Source organism: Haloferula sargassicola (assembly GCF_040362925.1).
Classification (GTDB): Bacteria; Verrucomicrobiota; Verrucomicrobiia; order Verrucomicrobiales; family Akkermansiaceae; genus Haloferula; species Haloferula sargassicola.
In genome coordinates, this window is record NZ_BAABRI010000025.1 from 46,097 (window position 1) to 69,126 (window position 23,030).

14 protein-coding genes are annotated in these 23,030 nt (G+C 65.7%); 3 read left to right on the plus strand and 11 right to left on the minus strand.

Features of this window, described 5'->3' with window-relative positions; translation table 11 throughout:
• Window positions 1-3: 3 nt before the first annotated feature.
• Window positions 4-2,121, plus strand: a complete 2,118-nt coding sequence (gene pta, locus ABXH26_RS18240) for a phosphate acetyltransferase (protein ID WP_353568539.1) — start codon at window positions 4-6, stop codon at window positions 2,119-2,121.
• A 361-nt stretch (window positions 2,122-2,482) separates the two neighbouring features.
• Complete coding sequence (locus ABXH26_RS20610) at window positions 2,483-7,288, plus strand: vitamin B12 dependent-methionine synthase activation domain-containing protein (protein WP_434783436.1); 4,806 nt, start codon at window positions 2,483-2,485, stop codon at window positions 7,286-7,288.
• A gap of 7 nt (window positions 7,289-7,295) precedes the next feature.
• Here the strand turns inward: ABXH26_RS20610 and ABXH26_RS18255 are convergent, their stop codons facing one another.
• The 11 genes from ABXH26_RS18255 to ABXH26_RS18305 form a co-directional block, all read right to left on the minus strand.
• Window positions 7,296-8,372: a helix-turn-helix transcriptional regulator gene (locus ABXH26_RS18255; protein ID WP_353568540.1), complete on the minus strand. Its 1,077-nt coding sequence runs from the start codon at window positions 8,370-8,372 to the stop codon at window positions 7,296-7,298.
• A 193-nt stretch (window positions 8,373-8,565) separates the two neighbouring features.
• A complete protein-coding gene (locus tag ABXH26_RS18260; protein WP_353568541.1) occupies window positions 8,566-10,275 on the minus strand; it encodes a hypothetical protein in 1,710 nt (569 codons plus the stop codon).
• 15 nt (window positions 10,276-10,290) lie between these two features.
• Window positions 10,291-11,490 carry a cell division protein FtsA gene (gene ftsA / locus ABXH26_RS18265; RefSeq protein WP_353568542.1) on the minus strand — a complete coding sequence of 400 codons (1,200 nt, stop codon included), beginning with the start codon at window positions 11,488-11,490 and terminating at the stop codon, window positions 10,291-10,293.
• Between the two features lie 23 nt (window positions 11,491-11,513).
• Window positions 11,514-12,413, minus strand: a complete 900-nt coding sequence (locus tag ABXH26_RS18270; RefSeq protein ID WP_353568543.1) for a cell division protein FtsQ/DivIB — start codon at window positions 12,411-12,413, stop codon at window positions 11,514-11,516.
• Window positions 12,414-12,494: 81 nt separating this feature from the next.
• Window positions 12,495-13,433, minus strand: coding sequence for a D-alanine--D-alanine ligase (locus ABXH26_RS18275; RefSeq protein WP_353568544.1), 939 nt, complete (start codon window positions 13,431-13,433; stop codon window positions 12,495-12,497).
• Between the two features lie 13 nt (window positions 13,434-13,446).
• Entirely contained in the window at window positions 13,447-15,747 is a 2,301-nt protein-coding gene (gene murC / locus ABXH26_RS18280) for a UDP-N-acetylmuramate--L-alanine ligase (RefSeq protein ID WP_353568545.1), read from the minus strand.
• Window positions 15,744-16,853 (minus strand): undecaprenyldiphospho-muramoylpentapeptide beta-N-acetylglucosaminyltransferase, encoded by a 1,110-nt coding sequence (gene murG, locus ABXH26_RS18285; protein ID WP_353568546.1) that lies wholly within the window; start codon window positions 16,851-16,853, stop codon window positions 15,744-15,746. Before murG ends, murC begins: the two co-directional genes overlap by 4 nt.
• Window positions 16,854-16,977: 124 nt before the next feature.
• Complete coding sequence (locus ABXH26_RS18290; RefSeq protein ID WP_353568547.1) at window positions 16,978-17,265, minus strand: hypothetical protein; 288 nt, start codon at window positions 17,263-17,265, stop codon at window positions 16,978-16,980.
• A gap of 19 nt (window positions 17,266-17,284) precedes the next feature.
• Entirely contained in the window at window positions 17,285-17,857 is a 573-nt protein-coding gene (locus tag ABXH26_RS18295) for a hypothetical protein (RefSeq protein ID WP_353568548.1), read from the minus strand.
• Between the two features lie 58 nt (window positions 17,858-17,915).
• On the minus strand, window positions 17,916-20,897 hold the full coding sequence (locus tag ABXH26_RS18300; protein WP_353568549.1) for a PVC-type heme-binding CxxCH protein: 2,982 nt from the start codon (window positions 20,895-20,897) through the stop codon (window positions 17,916-17,918).
• A gap of 18 nt (window positions 20,898-20,915) precedes the next feature.
• The gene (locus ABXH26_RS18305; protein WP_353568550.1) at window positions 20,916-22,046 is read right to left on the minus strand and encodes a Gfo/Idh/MocA family protein; all 1,131 of its coding nucleotides are present in this window, start codon (window positions 22,044-22,046) and stop codon (window positions 20,916-20,918) included.
• A gap of 97 nt (window positions 22,047-22,143) precedes the next feature.
• Here ABXH26_RS18305 and ABXH26_RS18310 point away from each other — a divergent pair, with 97 nt between their 5' ends.
• Complete coding sequence (locus ABXH26_RS18310) at window positions 22,144-22,908, plus strand: AraC family transcriptional regulator (RefSeq protein ID WP_353568551.1); 765 nt, start codon at window positions 22,144-22,146, stop codon at window positions 22,906-22,908.
• The last annotated feature ends 122 nt before the right edge of the window (window positions 22,909-23,030 follow it).

The following is a 23,030-nucleotide window of genomic DNA, read 5'->3' on the forward strand; positions in this document are numbered from 1 at the left end:
GCCATGCCCCAGCACACCTTCCTCACCGTCCCGGTCGGACGAAACGTCGGCCTCACCTCGGTCAGCATCGGCCTCGTCCGCGCGCTCGACCGACTCGGCGTCGATGTCGGCTTTTTCAAGGCCCTCGGCCAACCGCACCCGGGCGAGGACTACGACCGCTCGTCCGCCTACCTCGAGGCCACCACCACGCTCACGCCGCCCGAGCCGATCCCGCACCAGACGGTCCGCCATGCGATGAGCAAGGACGACATCGACGACCTGATGGAGGAAGTCGTCAGCCGCTACGAACCGCTGCCGCGGAAACACGACGTCGTCCTCGTCGAGGGCCTCGTCAATTCGCACGACCTGCCCAACGCCACCAAGCTCAACGCCGCCCTCGCCCGCGCGCTCAATGCCGAGGTCGTCCTCGTCACCCGGCCCGAGGAGGGCGACACCGTCGCCGCCATCGCCGACCAGCTCGACCACATCCTGCGCCAACTCCCCGACCATTTCCGCCGCATCAAGCCGGCCGTGATGCTCAACCACGTCGATGCCGCGGCCCTCGCCGCCGACCTCGGCACCACGTCCGACACCCCCAGCCTGCTGCCCGCGCTTTCCGCCCGCCTGGCGGCGAAACGGGGCGACTACGAAGTCATCGGCATCATCCCCGACAACCCCGACCTCGCCGCGCCGCGCATGTGCGACGTGGTCGATCTGTTAGGCGGCTCCGTCCTCATGGCCGGCGACATGACCGGCCGCCGCATCAAGAAGATCTCCCTCTGCGCCCGCTCGGTCCCGAACATGCTCGGCGCGCTCCGTTCCGGAAACCTCATCGTCACCCCCTCGGACCGCTCCGACATCATCTTCGCCGCCGCCCACGCCGCCACCCGCTCGATCCAGCTCGCCGGCCTCATCCTCACCTCCGACATGGAGCCGGACGCCCGAGTCCTGCGTTTCTGCCAGGACGCCTTCGAGCTCGACGGCGGCACGCCCCTCATCTGCGTGCCCGACACCTCCTTCGAGATCGCGAAGCGCCTTCACGAACTCAACCCCGAGCTGCCCGTCCAGGACGTCGAACGCATTGGCCAGGTCATGGACACCGTCGCCCGCTCGACCGATGCCAACTGGCTGCGCGAGCGCTGCGCCACCCACGTCGCCAAGCGCCTTTCCCCGCCCGCCTTCCGCCACCGCATCGCCAAGACCGCCCGCGCCCACCTCAAGCGCATCGTTTTGCCCGAAGGCGACGAGCCCCGCACCGTCCAGGCCGCCGTCCGCTGCGCCGAGCGCGGGATCGCGAAATGCGTGCTCGTCGGCGATCCCGACCAGATCCTCGAAGTCGCGCGCGTCAACAACCTCAGGCTGCCGCCGCTGGTGGAAATTCTCGACCCCACCCCCGAGCGCGACCGTTTCCTCGAGCCCCTCCTCGAGCTGCGGAAAAAGAAGGGCCTCACCGAACTCGCCGCCCGCGAGGCGCTGCGCGACAACGTCGTGTTCGCCACCATGATGCTCGCCATGGACGAGGTCGACGGCCTCGTGTCCGGCGCCGTCCACAGCACCGCCGACACCATTCGCCCGGCCCTGCAACTCATCCGGACCGCCCCCGCCGCCAAGGCCGTTTCCTCGGTCTTCTTCATGTGCCTGCCCGACCAGGTGCTCGTCTATGGCGACTGTGCCGTGAACCCCGATCCCGACGCCGAAACGCTGGCCGACATCGCGATCCAGAGCGCCAACTCGGCGAAGGCCTTCGGCATCGATCCCATCGTCGCCATGATTTCCTACTCCACCCTTGGCTCCGGTGCCGGCAGCGAGGTCGAGAAAGTCCGCCAAGCCACCGAGCTGGCCAAACAACGCGCGCCCGAGCTCATCATCGACGGCCCGCTGCAATACGACGCCGCCACCATCGCCGAAGTCGCGAAAACGAAAGCCCCCGACTCCAAGGTCGCCGGCCGCGCCAACGTCTTCATTTTCCCCGACCTCAACACCGGCAACACCACCTACAAGGCCGTCCAGCGCTCCGCCAACGTCATTTCGATGGGCCCCATGCTCCAAGGCCTGCGCAAACCGGTCAACGACCTCAGCCGCGGTGCCTCGGTGGAAGACATCCTTTACACCATCGCCCTCACCGCCGTGCAGGCGCAGTAAGGAGCGCCGATTATGAAATCGGCACCGCCTCGCCCCGGGGGCTGGATGAACCCTCGATAGGAGGCCTTGCAGCCGCTACGCAGGCTCTACCTCGAACAGCCACATCCCAGAACTGGCGATGCCGATTTCATAATCGGCGCTCCAAACCCCTCGCCTCTTCAGGACAATCGGCATCGCCTCGCCCCAGTGCTGGATGAACCCTCGATAGGAGGCCTTGTAGCCGCTACGCAGGCTCTACCTCGAACAGCCACATCCCAGAACTGGCGATGCCGATTTCATAATCGGCGCTCCAACCCATCATCGCATCACGATACGATGATTTGAATCTTGCGACCCCGGGCCGATTCCGTAGGTTCCCGGCATGCCGCGCCCCGACGCCACCGCCGACCTCGTTGCCGCCCTCGAACAGCGCATCCTGATGCTGGATGGCGCCATGGGAACCACCATCCGCGGCTACGGACTCACCGAATCCGACGCCCGTGGCGAGCGCTTCAAGGACACCGAAAAGGACCTGCTCAACAACGGCGACATCCTCTGCCTCACCCGCCCGGACGTCATTTCCGACATCCACCGCCGCTTCCTCGAGGCCGGCTCCGACATCATCGAAACGAACTCCTTTTCCGGCACCTCGATCGCCCAGAGCGAGTTCTTCGTCGAGGACCCGCGCGAGACCGGCAAGGGCCGCAAGGACCCCGCTTTCTACCAGAAGGTCCTCGACGACCCGTTCCTGAAGGACCTCGCCCACGAGATCAATTTCAAGTCCGCCCAACTCGCCCGCGAGGCCTGCGACAAGGTCGCCGCCGAGACCGGCATCCCGCGCTACGTCGCCGGCGCGATCGGCCCGCTTACCGTCGGCCTCAACAACGCCGCGGTCGATCCCAACGACCCCGGCTTCCGCTCGGTCACCTTCGACCAGGTCTATGAGGACTACAAACGCCAGATCCGCTCGCTGGTCGCCGGCGGCGTCGACATCCTCATGATCGAGACGATCTTCGACGCGCTCAACGCCAAGGCCGCCGCGGTGGCCGCGCAGGACGTGTTCGAGGAGGACGGCTTCCGCCTGCCGATCATCATTTCCGCTGCCGTCGGTCGGGGCGGGGAAACGATGATCTCCGCCCAGAAGGTCGAGGCGCTGTGGAACTCGGTCGAGCACGTCAAGCCGCTCGCCGTCGGCCTCAACTGCTCGCTCGGCCCCGAGGAAATGCGCGCCTTCATCGAGGAGCTGTCGAACGTCTGCGGCACCTACGTTTCCTGCTACCCGAACGCCGGCATGCCCGACCCGCTGTCGAAGACCGGCTTCCCCTACCTGCCCGAGGACATGGAGCGCTTGGTCGGCGAGTTCGCCCGCGCCGGCTTCATCAACCTCGCCGGCGGCTGCTGCGGCAACACGCCCGAACACATCGCCGGCATCGCCAAGGGCGTGAAGGGCGTCGCCCCGCGCAAGCTTCCTACGATCCCTCCCGTACTTCGCCTCGCCGGCACCGAGCCCTACAACCACACGCCGGACAAGAATTTCCTCATGATCGGTGAGCGCACCAACGTCGCCGGCTCACCCGTGTTCCGGAAGATGATCCAGGAAGGCCGGCTCGAGGACGCGCTCAGCGTCGCCCGCCAGCAGGTCGAGAACGGCGCGCCGGTCATCGACATCTGCTTCGACGACGGCCTGATCGACGGCGTGGAAATGATGACCCGTTTCCTCAATCTCGTGCAGTCCGAGCCGGACATCACCAAGGTGCCGATCACCGTCGATTCGTCGAAATGGGAGATCATCGAAGCCGGCCTGAAGTGCCTCCAGGGCAAGGGCATCGTGAACTCGATCTCGCTCAAGGAAGGCGAGGAGCGCTTCAAGGAGCAGGCCCGCACGATCATGAAATTCGGCGCGGCCACGGTCGTCATGGCCTTCGACGAGAAGGGCCAGGCCGCGACCTACGAGGAAAAGATCCGCATCTGCGAGCGCGCCTACCGCATTCTGGTCGATGAGGTCGGCTTCAACCCGCAGGACATCATTTTCGACCCCAATATCCTCACCGTCGCCACTGGCATCGAGGAGCACAACAACTACGCCGTCGATTTCTTCAAGGCCACCGAGTGGATCAAGAAGAACCTGCCCGGCGCCAAGGTCTCCGGCGGCGTATCGAACGTCTCCTTCTCCTTCCGCGGCAACAACCCGGTGCGCGAGGCGATGCACGCCGCCTTCCTCTATCACGCCGGCAAGGCGGGCATGGACATGGGCATCGTCAATGCCGGCATGCTCGAAGTGTACGACGAGATCGCGCCCGACATGCTCAAGCACGTCGAGGACGTCCTCCTCAACCGCGACCCCGACGCCACCGAGCGCCTGCTCGATTTCGCCGAGCAATTCAAGGGCGTGAAAAAGGAAGCCCAGGCGCAGGACCTCGCCTGGCGCGAGGCCCCGGTCGAGAAGCGCCTCGAACACGCGCTGCTCAAGGGCATCGACACCTTCATCAACGAGGACACCGAGGAAGCCCGCGCGAAGTACGGCCGCCCGCTCAAGGTCATCGAAGGCCCGCTGATGGACGGCATGGGCGTCGTCGGCGACCTCTTCGGCGCCGGCAAAATGTTCCTGCCGCAGGTCGTCAAGTCGGCCCGCGTGATGAAGAAGGCGGTCGCTTATCTGGAACCTTTTATGGAGGCGGAAAAGCTCGCCAAGCAGGAGACGCGACGTTTCCTCCACGAACTCGCCGCCGGTGAGGATCCGGCTCCGGTCACCCTGGCGGACGGTTTTTCCTACACCCCCTACCCCGACCTCAGCGACGAGGAACGCCGCGTCGAACAGGAGTTCGCCGCTCAGCTCGCCGGGAACCTCGAAGCGGCGCGTTGCGCCTACGACGCCCTCGCCGACTCGCGCGAAGGACTCATCCTCGATCGCAATGTCGCCCAGGAACTCAGCCCGCTCTATGCCGCCGACCGCGCCAGCCGGCAGCGCTGGAGCGTCGCCACGCTCGAGCCCGCGGGGGCTTTCATCGACTGGCTCTACTTCCGCAAGCTCGACGAACTCAAGGGCCGGGATTTCCCCGCGCTGATCGCCTTCAACGCCGGCGGCCAGGGCAGCGGCAAGACCACCGCCACCCGCGACCTCGATGCCGGGGACGCCGAGCTGGTGATGGACGGCACGCTGCAGAACTTCGACCGCAGCGTCCCGCACATCGATGCCGCCCTCGATGCCGGCCTGCTCGTCCAGATCCGCTTCGTTTACTGCACCTGGGAACAAGCGGTCCGCAACATGATCGCCCGCGCCGTCGAAGAAGGCGGACGCATCGTCCCCCTCACCCGCGCCGCCAACGGCCACTACCAATCCGCCCGCTCCGCACTGCAACTCCTCGACCGCCATGCCCACCGCTTCAACTTCTCCTTCTGGGTCGCCGACAACTCCCGCACCGTCGGGCCCGACCGCGCCCCCGCCGTGCGCGTCGATGCCGACTGGCTCCGCCAGCGACTCCATGACTCCAGGGAACTTCTCCTTGAATCAGGCACCCGCATCGCCGAAGCTGCCTTCGATGAGCAAGCCGGCGACGAAAGATACACCGACGAAATCCTCGGGAGATTCGTTGCGCCGCTACGCCGAGGCCCGCTTCGCGAAACTGGAGGAGAAATCCCTGCAGCTCCTGAACGAAGCGAGCGAGAAGAAGGCCAAGCAGGAAGCGGCCACGCAGCCGCGCTAAGCCCCGACGACGACGAGCCGGAAACCGCCGGCAAGTTCCTCATCGCCACCGTCAAGGGCGACGTCCACGACATCGGCAAGAACATCGTCGGCGTCGTCCTCGCCTGCAACGGCTACGAGGTCACCGACCTCGGCGTGATGGTCGCCTGCGACAAGATTCTCGACAAGGCCGTGGAGATCGGCGCCGACGTCATCGGCCTGTCCGGCCTCATCACTCCCTCGCTCGACGAGATGGTGCACGTGGCCAAGGAAATGGAGCGCCGCGGCTTCGGAAAGCGCGGCATCCCCGTGCTCATCGGCGGTGCCACCACCTCCGCCGCGCACACCGCGGTGAAGATCGCACCGCACTACAGCGGCCCGGTCGTCCACGTCCTCGACGCCTCGCGCGCCGTGCCCGTCACCACCTCGCTGCTGTCCGAAGACGCCCGCGACAAGTTCGTCGCCGACAACGAGGCCAAGCACGAGAAGCTCCGCGAGACCTTCAACAAGAAGGACAAGGCCACCGTTTCCTATGGAGAAGCGGTTTCCAACCGCTTCATCCCCGAGGGCGGCTGGGAAAACTACACGCCCGCCAAGCCCAACTTCCTCAGCACCCGCCTCATCGAAAACCAGTCGCTGCGCGAGCTCGCCGAATACATCGACTGGACCCCCTTCTTTCACGCCTGGGAAATCCGCGGCGTGTGGGACCGCGAAACCAGAACCCTGAAAACGAAGAACGAGGAAGGCGCAAAACAGGCGCAAGAGCTCTTCGCCGAGGCGCAGGAACTGCTCGAACAGATCATCGCCGAGAAGCGCCTGACCGCCCGCGGCATTTACGGCTTCTTCCCGGCCAATGCCGATGGCGACGACCTCATCGTCTGGACCGACGACGAACGCCGTAGCGAGCGCACCCGTCTCCACACCCTCCGCCAGCAGCTCGCCAAGGAAAGCGACAAACCCCACCTGGCGTTGAGTGACTTTGTTTCTTCTTCAACCCCCGACTACCTCGGCGGCTTCGTCGTCGGCATCCACGGCGCGGACGAGTGGGCGAAGGAGGTTTCCGAGAAGGAGACCGACCCCTACAAATCGATCATGATCAAGGCCGTGGCCGACCGCCTGGCCGAGGCCTTTGCCGAGCTGCTCCACCACCGTGCGCGGGTCGAGTGGGGCTACGAGCGGCCGAACGAGTTCAACCACAACGAACTGATCAAGGAAAAGTATCGCGGCATCCGCCCGGCTCCCGGCTACCCGGCGCAGCCGGACCACACCGAAAAGCCGATCCTTTTCGAACTACTGGAAGCATCGGAGAAAACCGGAGTCACCCTCACCGAAAGCTGCGCCATGCACCCCGGCGCCGCGGTCTGCGGCTTGATGTTCTCCCATCCGGAGAGCAAGTATTTCGCCCTCAGCGAACTGCAGAAGGACCAGGTGGAAGACTACGCTCGGCGCAAGGGCTGGACGCTCGAGGAGGCCGAGAAGTGGCTCGGCCCGTGGCTCGGCTATTGAGTCCGGATCAATCGACCAGACCCGACTTCAAGTCGAGGTAACGCCGCACGGCCGCGATCCGGTTTTCCACGCCGAGGCGCTGGAACACGGCCTCCAGGTGCTTCTCGACGGTCCGCGGGCTGATGTTGAGAATGATCGCGACCTCGGCACTGGTCTTGCCCTCGGCGATCCATCCCATGATCTCCTTTTGCCGCCGGGTAAGCACGGCACTGAGCGCCTCTTCGCCACAGATCGCGGCGGAATCGGCAAAGTGAAGCATGAGGATCTCCCCGTTGCCCCGTGGCATCGCCATGAAGGGTTTCGGCCCACCTTCCCCGAGAGGAACATCCACCCGGCGGAATTCGGACGTCACGGGGTCCGCCCAGGCCAGCCCGAGGGTCCGCTTGAGATCGGCGAGCGCGGTTTCATCGACTTTTCCGAAAGCCTGGTCGTCGCTCCACCAAGCTTCGGCCAGTCGGATCGCCTGGAAATTGATCGGCAGGGCATCGCCATTCGGATGCAGAAGAAACACCGCCGTGTGGGCCGAAGGAGGTGATCCGAGGTAGATTTTCCGGAACTGCCGCTCGAGGTTGCCCGCTGCCAGCCGCTCGGCGGCCGCGCGGGCGCTGAGCAACATCAGCTCGAAGACCTGCAGTTGCTCGTCGCTGAACCGCCCCTTGGAGCGGGCGACGCACCACAGGGTATCGGTGCGACTGTTGTTGTAAATCCGGCCGACCAGGGCGTCGCTGGGCTCACCCTCGCCACGCAGGATGCGGGAAAGCTGGTGCCACGCGGACGGTCGATCATGGCAGCGGATGGCCAGGCAGGATGAATCCTCCTTCTCCATCGCCTCGATCACCGCATCCAGCTGCACGGTTTCAGGAAACGACCCGTTCCGCTCGCCGCTCAGGTTCTCGCCCTCCCGGCCGCGGCCGATTCCGAGCATCACGCCCTCCGGCGAAACCGTAACCGCCCAGCCGTCCCACGGCGCCTCGATCAGATCGGGGAAACGCTGGCATAGAATGCCGACGAGCATGCCGAAACCGGTCGATCGCTGGAGTTCGAGCGCAAGAGGAATGAACCGGTCGTGAAGCTGTTCGGTCATGAGGAAGGGGGGCTGTCTAACCTAATCGCGACTCAAAAGCGTTACGTAGCTCCACGAGATTTGTAGATCCGATTTTCTACGCGGGGAGTCGTCCCGCGTGAAACCGTTCTGAAAACCGTGCTACTACGGTGGAAGTCGTGGCAAACTTTCGCGTACCCTGCGGCATCAGGGATTCCGTGTTCGCGCACCCCGATCAGCGTTTCCGCCGGAGAAAGGCAGGCACGTCGAGATCCTCGCCATCGACCAGGCTGGGATCCGAGCCCTCGAACCGACCCTTGGGACCGCTGTCGAACGTCAGCTCGCCCTGGCCAGCCTTGGGTGACGAAAACAGCGATTCATCGGACTCGCCCTTCGGCTCCCTTGCGGCCTTTCTTTCCGGCTTGGATCCGGGTTCCAGATCGCCTTGGGAATCCGCTTCCGGTTCCTTGCCGGTCTCGGGCTTTGCAGCCGCCTTCCCGCGCGGTCCGGGCGGAGCTTCAGCGAAGGGAACGTCCAGATCTTCGATTTCCTCCTCCGGGTCCGAGGGCTTGTCCTCGGCTTTTGCCTCGGACTCGTCCGCCAGCTCCGCGGCTTCCTCGAGGTCGTCGATTTCCGGCAGGTCCGGGAGATCATCGATCGGGAGCACCTTCTTTTCCGCCACCGGGGGCTTCTCCGGCTCGCTTTCCGCCGGCGCTTTCTCGTCCGTCGGAGGGCTCTCGGGTTCGGCCTGTCCTTCCTCCGTTTCCCCCTCCTCCGCGTCGAAGGGGCTCACCGGCTCTTCGACCGGAGAAAAGCCGCTCTGTTCCGACCTCGGAGGCTCGGCTTCCGGTTCGTGCTTCTCCTCGACGGCCTCCTCGGGATCTTCCGCGACCGCCGCCGCGGCGAAGCCGACGCTCGGTTCCAGCGACGGGGTGCTGCGCCGGTATTCCTCGTCCGGCATGGTGCGGCGGAGCCGCTCTTCCGGCAGCGAGCTGACCAGCGTGATGCTGAGCTGATCGCTCATGCCCGGATCGACCGCAGCGCCGAACAGGACCTGGGCGGTCTCGGGCACGTGCTTGCCGAGGCTTTCCATCAGCAGCTCGATCTCGAACAGGGTAAGATCCTCGCCGCCGCAGAGGTGGACGAGAACGGTCTGGGCGTCCTTGAGCAGCGCTCCCTGGTCGAGCAGCGGGCTGCCGAGGGCGTTTCGCAGGGCTTTTTGCGCACGGTCTTTGCCGCGGGCGATGCCGGAGCCGAAGAGGCACCGCGAGCGGGTCGTGCGGAGGGCGCTCATCAGGTCGTCGAGGCCGACGTTGATCAGCCCCGGGCGGACGACCAGGCGGATGACCGCCTTGATGCTCTCGGAGATCATGCGGTCGGCGGCGGCGAAGGCCTCGTGAATGCCCTGCTTCGCCAGCACCAGCTCACCCATGCGGCTGTTGTCGAAAGTCACGAGGGCGTTGGAGAGGACCGCCAGTTCGTTGAGCGCGGTTTCCGCCTGCTCGCGGCGACGGCGGCCCTCGAACCCGAACGGCATGGTGGCGAACATGACCACGAAAGCTCCCTCCTCGCGGGCAATGCGGGCAACGATCGGGGCCGCGCCCGAACCCGTGCCGCCGCCGAGGCCGACGCAGATGAAGACGATGCGGCGGCCCTTGAGCGAGGCGCGGATTTCGTCCTCCGCCTCCATCACCGCCTGGTTGCCCAGTTCGGGATCGCCGCCGGTGCCGAGGCCCTTGGTGAGGTTGCGGCCCAGCTGGACCCGCTCCTTCGCCACCGAGGCGGACAGCGTGCGGATGTCGGTGTTCAGCGCGAGCAGCTCGGCACCATCCAGTCCGTCGAGCGCGACGCGGTCGAGCATGTTGGTTCCGGCTCCCCCCAAGCCCACGATTTTCACCGAGGAGGTGGGGATGATGTTCTGGGGATCTCGTGGGAATTCGATCATGGCAGGGTGGCAGTGTTATCGGGCGAACGGCCAGAGTCGGCTGAGGAAGCCGCGCTTGGGAGCCCGGTCGCTTTCCACGACCTGGGCATAGCGGATGAGTCCCAGCGCCGTTGTGAACTGGGGATCCTTGAAACTTGCTTGCACGCCGCTCAGCTCCGGCGGCTCGGGACGGTAGATGTCTTTCTGGAAAACATCGCTCGCCAGCTCGCCGAAGCCGCGCATCAGGCTGGTCCCGCCGGCGAGGAAGATTCCCATGCCGACGCGCTCCAAGGCGCCCTCCGGCAATTTCCTGACCAGCAGGCGCAGGGTTTCCTCGAGGCGGTGGCGGATGATGTCATTGAGCAGCTGGCGCTTCACCTCGGCCTCGGCGAAGCCTTTCTCGTCGGAAACCTTGACCGTGCCCACCCCGCGGGCCGGGTCGCCCGAGGCATCGCCCTCGCGGACCTTGAGCAGCTCCGCCTTGGAAAAGGGAAGCCCGGTGACCAGGTGGATGTCGTTCGTGATGTGGTCGCCGCCGACCGGGATGCAGCCGCTGGCCTCGATCAGGCCATCGGTGTAGAGCGCGTAGTCGGTGGTGCCACCCCCGATGTCGATCACCAGCGCGCCGCGCTCGCGGGCCTCGCGGTTCAGCGCCACCTGCGCGGCGGCGATCGGGGAAAAAACCAGCTCATCGACATCCAGCGGCATCTCCCGCACGCACTTGATCTGATTCTCGATCCGCGAGCGGATGCCGTGCACGATGTGAAAGTCCGCCTCGACCGTGCGACCGGTGAGCCCGACCGGGCTGGTCGCGTGGTGGTAGCCATCGACGCCGTAGCGCCGCACGATGTGGTGCAGATAGACGTGGTCCGGCGGGATGGTCACCGAGCGGGCGATCTCCTTGGCCTCGCGCACGTGCTCCGGCTCGATGGTGTCCTCGCTTTCCGGCAGGCGGAAGCTGCCCTGGTGGTTCACGCCCTGGATGTGCGATCCGGTCACAGCGAGAAACACGCTGCCGATTTCCACGTCGCTGGCGTCCTCGGCCTTGACCAGCGCGTCCTTCACGCAGGCGCGGACCTGGGGGAAATCGTAGATCTCGCCCTTGCGGACGCCGACGGACTTCGACTGGCCGACGCCGAGAATCTTGACCGAGCCATCCGCCTTCACCTCGCCGACGACCATGCAAATCTTGCTGGTGCCGATTTCGAGTCCCACGTGGATTTTGCTGCGTGCCATGGTTCGGGTGCTGACCTGTTTTCCTATCGTTCCAGTAGTTTCTGCAAATCTGAAACCGGGCGGGTGGGCGCGATTTCGCGGGGGGGCTCGGGGGCGGGCGGGGCCTGGCCCTCGATTTGGAAAGTCACGGGAATGTTCCGGCGGCCGACCAGCTCGATGGTGGCGATTTTCCGCCCTGTGCCGGCGGCGTGCTCGCAAGCCGTCAGGAAATCATTCATCTGACGTTTCAGATCACGGTGGCCGAAGGTGGCGACGGTACCACCGCGGGTCACCAGCTGCGAACCCCAACCCTTGTATTGGCGGATCGTATCGATCCACTCGTCCGCCTCCGGACTGGCACTGCGGGCCTCGGCCAGCAGCCGCATGCCGCGCAGGAAGCTCTCATGCTCGACTTTCATTCCGGCCTCCAGCGGGAACGGCTCCTTTTCCAGTTCGATGACCGGCAGGCCTTCCGCCTCTTCCCACATCGCCGCCGTGCAGGGAAAGAGCAGCCCGTCCCGGTCGACCAGCAGCCCGCTGGCGGGATCGCGCGCCAGCCGGCCCTCCTCCTGGCAGGCCACCCACAGCACCGGCTGGCGGGCGGTGATCTCGATCGCCAGACTTCCGGGAAAGCTCCGACTGACCCGCGCGGACTGGACCTCCGGAAGCGACATCAGTTTCTCCCGGATCTCGCGCGGATTGCAGTCGAACACGCTGCCGTCGAGATCGATGCCCGTGACCTGCAGCAGGCGTGCTTCACTGAGCGCCGCGTTGTCGTTCATGGTCAGCTCGCGCAGGCGGAACTCGTCGTTCTTCAACAGTCCGCGCTCGAACCCGAGCCACAAGGCCCCCACCCCGGCTAGGGCCAGCGACGCCAGTAGGATCCACCGCAGACCGCTCACCAGCGCCCGGCGGAAGTCGAACCAGAAGATCCTCGGCGACATCACGTTGGCCCGCAGCACCATGACCTGGTGGCGTTTTCGGACTCGGGATGTGCGGCGTTTGAACAAGGTTTTGGAAAGGCGTCAGCGAGTGCCGAGTTCGAGGCCTTGGCGGCCGATGCGCAGGCAGAGCTCGGAGAAATCGATGCCGGCGGCCGCGGCGCTCTTCGGCAGCAGGCTGGTTTCGGTCATGCCCGGGATGGTGTTGGCCTCCAGCACGAAAGGTTCGCCCGCATCGTCGAGCAGCACGTCGACCCGCGAGTAGATCTCGATGCCAAGCGATAGGTGCGCGGCCAGCGCGGCCTTCTGGACCTTGATGCGGGTTTCCTCGTCCAGCTCCGCCGGGCAGAAATACTGGCTGCCCTGCGCTCCACTCAGCCACGGATACTTGCTGGCCATGTCGTAGACACCGCCTGGCGCCACGATCTCGACCACCGGCAGGGCGGTATCGTCGAGGACGGCAACCGTCAGCTCGCGGCCGGCCACGAATTGCTCGATCAAGGCGGTGTCCCCGTATTGGGCGACCTCCTGGATCGCCTTGTCCGACTCCTCCTTGGTTCGGACGATGTAGACTCCCACGCTGGAGCCCTGGCAGGGGGACTTGACGACGTAAGGCAAGGACATCGATGGCGTCTCATTCCGGCTCAAATCGATGGTTTCGGAGGCCGGCGTCGGCACGCCGTCGGCGATGAACTTGACCTTGGCGAGATGCTTGTCGAAGGCCACGCGGCTGCTTTCCACGCCCGCTCCGGTGTACGGGATGCCCCGTCGTTCGAGGTCCGCCTGCAGGCCGCCGTCCTCGCCATAGGTCCCGTGGATCAGGTTGAAGGCCAAAACACAGCCTTCCGGCAGCGTGAAATCCGGGCCGGTGACATCGACCTCGGCGACCTCGACGCCGCGCTCGCGCAGGGCTTTGGCGACGGCCTTGCCGGAGGCCAGGGAAACCTCGCGCTCGGAACCGGGGCCGCCCATCAGCACGGCCACCAGGCCATCGATGGGAGAAGGGATTGGGGATTCGCTCATGAAATGAAGGGATTCAAAAGGTGAAGTCGTCCTCGCCGATGATCTTGACCTCGGTTTCCAGCTCGATGCCGCGCTTGTCGCGGGCCTCGCGGCGGATGCGGTCGATCAGGCCCAGCACTTCCGTGGCGGTCGCGCCGCCGCGGTTGACGATGAAGTTTCCGTGCTCCAGCGAGACCTCGGCCCTGCCCTCGCCGCTGCCCTTGTAGCCGAGCTGGTCGACCAGCATGCCGGCCGGGACCTCCTGCGGATTCTTGAAAACGCAGCCCGCGCTGGCGGCCACCGGCTGCGTGGAGCGGCGCTTCACACGCGATTCCTCCCAGCGGCGGTCGATGTTTTCCGCGCTGTCCTTTTCCCCGCGGAATACGGCCTGGAGGGCGAAGTGACGGCGAAGCGAAGGCACGTTCCGATAGTGGACCTCGATCCCGTCCCGCGGGAGGACGCGGATCTCGCCATCCTCGTCGAGGCAGGTCATGCGGACCACCTGGTCGAAGGTCTCCACACCCATCGCTCCGGCGTTCATGCGCAGCGCACCGCCGACGTTGCCGGGGATGCCCTCCATCCATTCGAAGCCGCCGATGCCCGCCACCCGGGCGACGCTGGCCAGCTTCTTCAGGCGCACGCCGGCGCCGGCGATGATGTGGCCGTCGTCGTCCACGTGACACTGGTCGAACGCGCCGCCCTTCGGGTGGATGACGACGCCGCGGATGCCGCCATCGCGCACCAGCAGGTTCGAGCCGCGGCCGACGACGCGCACGGCGATACCGCGCTCGCGGCTGTAGTTCACGACCTCGCGGAAGGCCTCGAAGGTGCGGGGCTCGATCCAGAACTGCGCCGGTCCGCCGACCAGCATGGTGGAGTGGCGGCGCATCGGTTCGTAGAGGCGGACCTCGAGTTCGTCCTCGCGGGCGAGCTTGCGGATGTCATCGACGATGGTGGCATCCCTCCCGATCGAGCGGCCGGCCTCGTGGACGTTGCCGGCACCCAGAGTGATGAGCAGGTCGCCGGGTTCGAGGTCATTGCCCACGCGATGGTGCGCGGTGGCGAGGTTGGGCACGGAGGTCACATCCACGCCGCCGTGGCGTTTCACCGCCTCGACGATCGTTTCTCCGGAGATTCCGGGAATCGGCGGCTCGCTGGCGGGATAGACATCGGTCACGTACACCGCATCGGCGGTGGCCAGGACCTTGCCGAAGTCGTCAGCCAGGGCCCGGGTCCGCGTGTAGCGGTGGGGCTGGAACAGCACCACCACGCGCTGCGGCTTGAGCTGGCGGGCGGTCTGCAGCGTGGCCGCGATCTCGGTCGGATGGTGGCCGTAGTCATCGACGATGCGCAGCGACTTGGAGAGATACTTTGTTTCAAACCGCCGCCGTGCCCCGGCGAAGGTATTCAGGGCGCGGGAAACCAGTTGGAAGTCGGCGCCGAGGCGGTCGCAGGTGGCGATTGCCGCCAGCGCGTTGAGCACGTTGTGCCGGCCGGGGATGCCGAGCTCGACGCCGCCGAGTTTTTCGCCGCCGCGAAGTACGGTGAATGCCGTGGTTCCGCGCAGCTCGCGGATCTCGCCGGCGGTGTAGTCGGCATTTTCCCACCCGTAGCTCACGGCCCGCTCGTGGCCACCGCAGACCTGCGCCGCACCATCGTCCGCGGCGCAGTAGATGACCGGCCCCGTGGTCTGTCCCATCAGGGTGCGGAAGACCTCCTTGATCTCGTCCAGATTGCGGTAGTGGTCGAGGTGCTCGGCCTCGATGTTGAGCACGATCGAGCAGGCGGGCCGATAAAGGGCCAGCGTGCCGTCGCTTTCATCGCCCTCGGCCACCATCCAGTCGCCATGCTCGCTCCAGCGCGCGTTCTGGCCGAGCACGGGGATCTCCGCGCCGACGTAGTGGCTGGGATCGAAGGCCGCCTCGCGCAGCGCGTGGGCGACCATCGAGGAGGTGGTGGTCTTGCCGTGGGTGCCGCTGACGACGATGCCTTTTCTGGTGTGAAGGATGGCCGCGAGGCATTCGGCGCGGCGCATCAGGCGGATGCCCTTGTCGCGGGCGCCGGCGAGCGCCGGATTGTCCGGACGGATGGCGGAGGAGTAGACGACGAAGTCCGCGCCCTCGACCTCCTCAGGCGTGTGCGGGGTGGAGAAACGCAGGCCCAGTCCCTGCATGCGCTCGGTTTCCGCCGAGGTCACGCGGTCGGAACCACTGACGCGGTGGCCCATACCGATGAGCAACAGGGCCAGCCCGCTCATGCCGGAGCCGGCGACGCCGACAAGGTGGATGCGCAGCGGGCGGGAAAGATCGGTGAGTCGATGGGAAAGTTCGTTCATGACTGGCCTCCCCGCTTTTCCAACACCTGCCGGATGGCGTCGCCAACCCGCGTCGCGGCATCCGGCACCGAGAGCGATTTCGCCGCGGCCGACAGGGACCGCCGCTCCCCGTCCCCGAGCATGCGGGAAACGAGCCCGGCGACCTTTTCCGCATCCAGCTCGGACTCCTGATGGAGATAGGCCGCCCCGGCCTCGGCGAACACCCGGGCATTGACCGTCTGGTGATCCTCCGCCGCGTAGGGAAACGGAACCAGCAGCGAGGGTAGCCCGATCTCCGCCAGCTCGGTGAGGCTCGAGGCCCCGGAGCGGGCCACCACGGCATCGGCCACGGCGTAGGCGGACGCCATGTCGTCGCAGAAGCCGACCACCTGGTAGCCCTCCCGCCCGCCGGATTCCTTGCGGACGCGCTCCTCGTCGCCGGGTCCGGCGATGTGGAGCACCTGCAGGCCGGCGGGGAGCGGGGCGGAGGCCACCAGCGAATTGAGCTTCCGCGCCCCCTGGCTCCCGCCCATGACGAGCAAAGTGTCGCGCCCGGGGTCGAGTCCCCATTTTGCCGCGGCGGTGGCTCGGTCGGGCAGGCTGAGCAGTTCGTTGCGCACCGGTGTGCCGGTCACGACGCAGGGTTTTCCGGGGAAATGCCGTTCAGCGGCGGCCATGCCGAGGAAGACCTCGTCACACCACCGGCTGGTGATCCGGTTGGCCTTGCCGGGCAGCGCGTTCGAATCATGAACGAAGGCGGGAATGCCGAGCTTCCTGGCGGCCATCACCGGCGGCAGCGAGGTGAAGCCGCCCATGCCCAGCACGGCATCGGCCTGAAACTCCGCGAGCAGTCGGCGGCATCGGCCAATGGTGGTCCATACGCTCAGTAGAAAAGGCAGCATCTTCGGCGAAAAGGTCGCCGGCTTCGGCAGCGCCGGAATCGTCTCAAAACGATAAGCATCGTACTTGCGCGAGGCCTCGCGATCGATCGGCTTCTCCGACACCAGCAGCAGCACCCGCCCCCCCGCCGCCGTCCACGCCTCGGCGACGGCAAGTCCGGGGAACAGGTGTCCCCCGGTGCCTCCGCAGGCGATGACCAGCCCCGGATCCGCAATCTGATTTCCCATAGTCCTTGTGTCAGCGACGGCAGCTCTGCCCATTGTCCGCGCGGAATATGTAATATTTCCTGATTATCAGGCAATCCCCAAAAGAGTCCGCCGACGGGAAACCTGCCCCCGGGTCTGCAAAACTTCAGGCACGCTTCGCCATCAGCTGGCGGAATCGCGGGACGAGTTCCGTTTCGATCCACGAAAAGGCGGCCTCGAGTCCGCCTTCGCGATAGATTTCGCCGATCCTCGCCTCGACCTGGGTCGGCGGGCCGAACTGGCTGAGGAAGCCGTTCGAGGTCATGGCGGTGAACCATTCGCCGTCCATTTTATGGCGTTCGTGGAGCACCCAGGTGCGGGCATAAAGCGCCAGCACGGCGTCCCCGATCCAGGCGCTCTCCCGCTCCGCCTTGATTTTGTCGTCCTTTTTCATCGGCGGGCGGACCATGGACTCACGGATGAGGGCTGGCGAGCCGTTCCATGCGCTGCCGCTCGATTTGCTCGCGCAGGCGGGTTTCGGATTCGCCGTCCCAGTAGCCGGGCTCGAGCTCGATGAAGATGGTGGAATAGGGCAGCGCGGTGTTGGTGCGCACCACCAGCACGTCGAAGCTGCGCTGGGCGTCCTGCACCAGCGTGACCAGCGAGTCCTGCTCCAGCTCGATCACCTCGTGTCCGTGCAGCGATGCCTCAATGTCCTTGCGGAGTTGATCGATCCCGGGCGCGTAGTCGTTTTCCACCGCCCGCAGCTCGCGGGTCATGTAGATCTTCGGTCGCACGTGCTCGGTTTTCTCAAGAGTGGTGAGCACGTCGTCGAGCACCACGGGGACGGGCTCGTAGGAATTGATCTGCCGCGTGCCCGGCTGGCTGTGGGCGGGAAAGGAGGCCTCGGCGATGACGATCCAGTTCCGATAGCCGAGCTGGGCGGTCTGCATTTCCACCTCCGCACGCCAGCCGCCGGCCGGGCCGAAGCACGACGCCAGCAATGCGGCTCCACACGCCACCAGACACTTGGAAAACACAGCCATCCCGCGGCCAAGTAAACGACGCCGCCGATGCGGTGTCAACGGATCGCCCCGCGGCACTTCATCGGCCCAGCTCCGAGGCGGTCCATGGCACCTTGCGCGAGGCGGTGGCTGCCCGCTGCTCCGCCACCTCGGCGGTCGTCACCGGCGCGGCATCGTTGCTCCAGGACTGGCGCACGAAGGTCAGCACGTCGGCGACCTGCCGGTCATCGAGCGAGGTGCCGAGCGGCGCCATCACGCTGTTGAAATCCTGGCCGTCGACCTGGATCGGACCCTGCAGACCGTGGAGCACGATGCGGGTCGGCAACCGCGGATCACCGGTCAGCCAGTCGGAGCCATCGAGCGGCGGAAACGCCTGCGGCACGCCTTTGCCATCGACGCCGTGGCACGCGATGCAGGTCTGCGAGAAGACCTCCTTGCCGCGGGCGTGGACTTGGGCGTCCGGCTTGAACATCTTTGGCTTGGCCTCGGCCACCACCGGTCCGGCATCATTTTCCAGCTCATCGACCTGCGCCATCAACGCGCGCCCCGAGGGAGGCGTGCTCGCGGCGGCGGCCAGCACCCCGGCGCGCTGGCGTCGGGCGGCGATTTTCCAGGCATCCGCCAGCACCGGATCGGAAAAAACCTCCGACCGCGAGTTGGCCTGCCGGTAGAGCACCGCGCCGAGCTCCGGATCCGCGGCGGAGCGCGAAATCGCCAGCCAGATCTCCGCCAACTCGCGGCCCTCCGCCTTGACCGGTGCTCCCCCTGCAAAGAACTCCTTCAACACCGCCGGCGAGGCCAGCGCGATCGCCGCCCGGCGGGTCGCGGCACTCGGGGAAGCCATCATTTCCGCGGCCAGCGCATCCGACAACTTCCCCCACCCCGACAAGATGTGCAGCGCATGCGGCGCGGCATTCGACGACATCCGGGCCAGGCGTTCCAGCTCCGGGACCAGCTGGGTCATGCCGCTTTCGGCGATCAGGCGCTGGCTTTGGAGCCGCCAGAACAAGTTCGGATGGTCGATTCCCGCGAACCAGCTTTCGGGTTTTTTCGGATCGAGCCCCGGGTTCGGATCATCTTTCGTGCCCTCGGGATAGATCCGGTAGATGCGCCCGTGCTGCTTGTCGCGCAGCGGAGTTTGGTAGGCGTTTCCCTTGCCGGTCTTGGCGTTGATGCCGGCCGACTCGCGGCTGGGAGTCGGGTTGTGCTGCACGATCAAGTTATACCAATCACAGACCCATACCGCGCCGTCCGGGCCGACTTCCGCGCACACCGGGGCCGACCAAGCATCGGCGGACGTGTAGAGGTTGTTCGGCGACTGCACCGCCTTCCAGCCGGCCCCCGCACGTTGCATGTCGAAGTGCCCGACGAGCTTCCCGGTCGGGCCGCAGACGAAGGCCACGCGGTCGTGGTAGCTTTCGGGAAAACGCCGCGCCGTGTAAAAGGCGTGGCCGGCCCCGGCGGTGTAGCGGTCGAACTGATCGACCTGCCGGATGTCGAACGACATCGGATTGAAGACCGGGTTGTCGTCCGCCCGTGGCGTGCGCGGTTGCTCGAGTCCGGCCGCGGTGTAGTCGCTTTTCGGGAAACTCAGATACCAGCTCGGGTTCGCGTTGGCGGTGGAACCGAGGATGTCGAACTCCTCGGTAAAACCCAGCCCCCAGGTGTTGTTGGTGGTGTTTTGGAGGACCTCCAGCTTCGCGCCATCCGACAGGAAGCGGAACACGGCTTGGGCGAACTTGTGATGCTCGCCCCCCACCGTGCCGTCGAAACCGGAGTAGCCGACCGTCGCGTAGATCCAGCCGTCGAAACCGTAGCGCAGGTTCGACACGCCGGCGTGGGTGTCGCCCATGCCGAAACCGTCCAGCACCACCTCCCGCACGTCGGCCTGGTCGTTGCCGGTGGTGTCCTTGAGGAAAAGAACCTGGCTGCCGTTGGTGCACAGCACGCCCCCGTTGACGAAGGTCAGCGAAGTGGGGATGGACAACGTTTCCGCGAAGCGGGTGAAGCGGTCGGCGCGGCCGTCACTATTGGTGTCCTCGCAAATCGTGATGCGGTCGTGCCCCAGGTCACCGGCCTGCAGGTTGTTCGGGTAGTCGATGGTTTCGATCACATAGGCCCGCCCGCGATGGTCCCACGCGACGTGGATCGGGTTCACGATGTCGGGCTCGCTGGCGAACAGCGCCAGCTCCATGCCCACGGGCACTTGGGCGAGCTTGATCGACTCCTCCGGCGGCAGCGGTGCCTGCGCGGTCTTGATTTCCTCCCGCTCTCGGTAGCCCGGCAGCGATACCTTTTCCTCGCCCGGCTTGGCCGGCTTCAGGCGGGCCATCTGGCGATACTTTTCCGGCCCCACGCTCCAGTAGATCGCATTGCGGATCAGCGCGTGGAATTCCGGCAGGTCCCACACCCTGTGGCCATGGCCGGCGGCCGTGTAAAACACCCGCCCTTTCCCTTGGGTACGGGTCCACGTCCACGGTTCGGTTTTCCTCTTCTGCAGGATCTCGCGGTCGTCGGCCTGGTCGGAGTGTTCGTAGGTTTCATCCCACGCCTTGAAGCCCTCCAGCCCACGCAGGATTGGATGGTTCGGCAGCACGTCCTTCACCTGGAAGGTGTCGGTCTCGTGCGACTTGAACTTCGCCCCGACCAGCTTCACGAACTCCGGCGAAGCCCCGTAGCAGGCCGACGCGCAGTGGATCGGCAGGAACCCGCCGCCGCCATCGACGTAGTCGAGCAGCGCCTTCAACTGCTCCGCCGGCATCTCGCCGTTCTGCTCCCAGTTGCCATACATCAGCACGGCGTCGTAGCGGTCCAGAGTGTCCTTCGTGAACACCTTTGAGGGATCCTCCAGATAAGTCAGGTTGATCCCCTCCAAACCGAGCCCCTTTTTCAAAATCCGATAGCGAGTGATCGGGTCGTGACCGGCATGGTTCGCGGTGGGCGCGCCGAAAAACAGCACCTCCAGCCGGCGGCCATCCTCGCCCGGCACCACCCCGCGCGCCGCGAGGGCCACGCCGAGCAAGAGCAGGGGCAACAGCCAGTTCAGGAAACGGAGTCGCATGGTCGCGCGGAGTTCAGGTTACTGCAGGGTGAACTCCGGCAGGCGGATCAGCTCGCCGCCCTTCAGGGCGGACTCGTGCGCCAGGATGCCGGTGCAGGTGATGTTCGCCGACTGGACCGCGTTCGGGTAGCCTTCGCCCCGGCCGTGGAGGAGCTCCACGAACTGGTGCACGAGGTGCGGATGCGATCCGCCGTGCCCGGCACCCTGGGTGAAGCTGAGATGCTCCCCGCCCTCGTCGCCGCCATAGACACCGCCCCGGGTGAAGCCGGCGATTTCGTCCGGCAGCAGGTGCCCGAAGTCCGGACACTCGACCCGCTCCGGAATCTCCGGCTCGGGCCTTTTCCCGGTGTGCACCACCAGCGGCTCGTGCTCGACCAGCGGCCACTCGACCGCCTTCTTCGAGCCGTAGACCTCGAACGACTCGCGGTACTGCCGCGCCACGTCGAACAACGAGCGGTACACTTGCGCCGACAGGTCGCTGTCCTTGAAACGGATGTGGCAGGTCTCCACCGCGAAGGGCGAACCATAGCAGCCATGCATTTCCTCGCGGATCGTGCCGGAGGGGAAACAGGAAACATACTCGGCCTGATGGCGACCCAGCCCGAGCACCGGGCCCACGCAGTGCGTCGCGTAGTGCATCGGCGGCAGGCCCGGCCAGTATCCCGGCCAGCCGTCCATGTCCTGCTGGTGGGAGGCTTTCAGAAACTGCAGCTTGCCGAGTTCACCGCGCTGATAGAGATCGCGCATGAAAAGGAACTCCCGCGCGTAAACCACGGTCTCCATCATCATGTAGTGGAGGCCCTTTTCGCGCACCAGCTCGACGATCCGCCGGCAGTCCTCGACCGAGGTCGCCATCGGCACCGTGCAGGCGACGTGCTTGCCCGCCTCCAGCGCGGCGATCGATTGCTCGGCGTGGTTCGGGATCGGCGTGTTGATGTGCACCGCGTCGATGTCCGGATCGGCCAGCAGCTCGTCGTAGGAGGTGTAGCGTTTCACGACGGCGAACTTGTCGCCCACTTCGTTCAGGACCGACTCGGTGCGCTGGCAGATGGCCGCCATTTCCGCTCCGGGATGACGCTGGTAGATGGGGATGAATTCGGCTCCGAAGCCGAGGCCGACGATGGCCACTCTCACGGGTTTCTCGGACATGATCACATGGGGATTTGGCACCACGAATCACCGATCGTGGACTGGCGAACCTAGCCCAAAGCCACGTCCGGGGCTTGTAAGATTCACCCGCCACCTTATGGAAAAAAGCGACATGGACGCCGTGGAACAAGCCGCCCGATGGAACCAGCTCCTGGCCGCGGGCGAGGAGCGGAGGATCTTCGACCACCTGCCGAACCACCTCTATTTCGTGAAAAACACCGCGCTCGAGCTGATGGCCGCCAACCGGGCCTTCCTCGATCGCTTCGGGCTCCGCGACGTGTCGGAGCTCATCGGACTCACCGACCGCGACCTGTTCCCTCTGGAGCTGGCCGAGAAATACCGCCAGGACGACCTCCGCCTGCTGGAATCCGGTCAGCCGCTCCACGGACTGATCGAGCTTTTTCCGAACCGCATGGGCGAGCCGGAATGGTTCATCACCGACAAGGTTCCGCTGCGCGCCGGATCCGGGGAAATCATCGGCCTGTGCGGGGTGGTCCGTAGCTACGAGGGCACCCGCATCGAGCTTCAGCCCTACCTCGACCTGCGCGGCGTGGTGGAATACCTCAAGCAGCACTACGCCGACCCGATCTCGATGACCGATCTCGCCGGCAAGGTCGGCATTTCCACCCGCCAACTCGAACGTCGCTTCCGCGCCACCTTCAACACCTCGCCGCGGCAGTTCGTGCTGAAGCTTCGCATCCTGCGCGCCTGCGAGATGCTCGCCGGGTCGAAATCGAGCGTCACCGAGATCGCCCTCGCCACCGGCTTCTACGATCACAGCGCCTTTTCACGCCGCTTCCGCGCCATCATGAACCTCACCCCCGCCGACTATCGCCGTCGCCATTCGCGCTTCCAAGCCTAGTAGTCCATAAAATTTAATATGACACACACCGGCGTTTTTGAAATTGTACTTTTCCCGGGTTTTGTACACTCGGCGAGGTGCCTGCCAAAATCCACCGAATCAAACTGACCCAAGCCGAACGC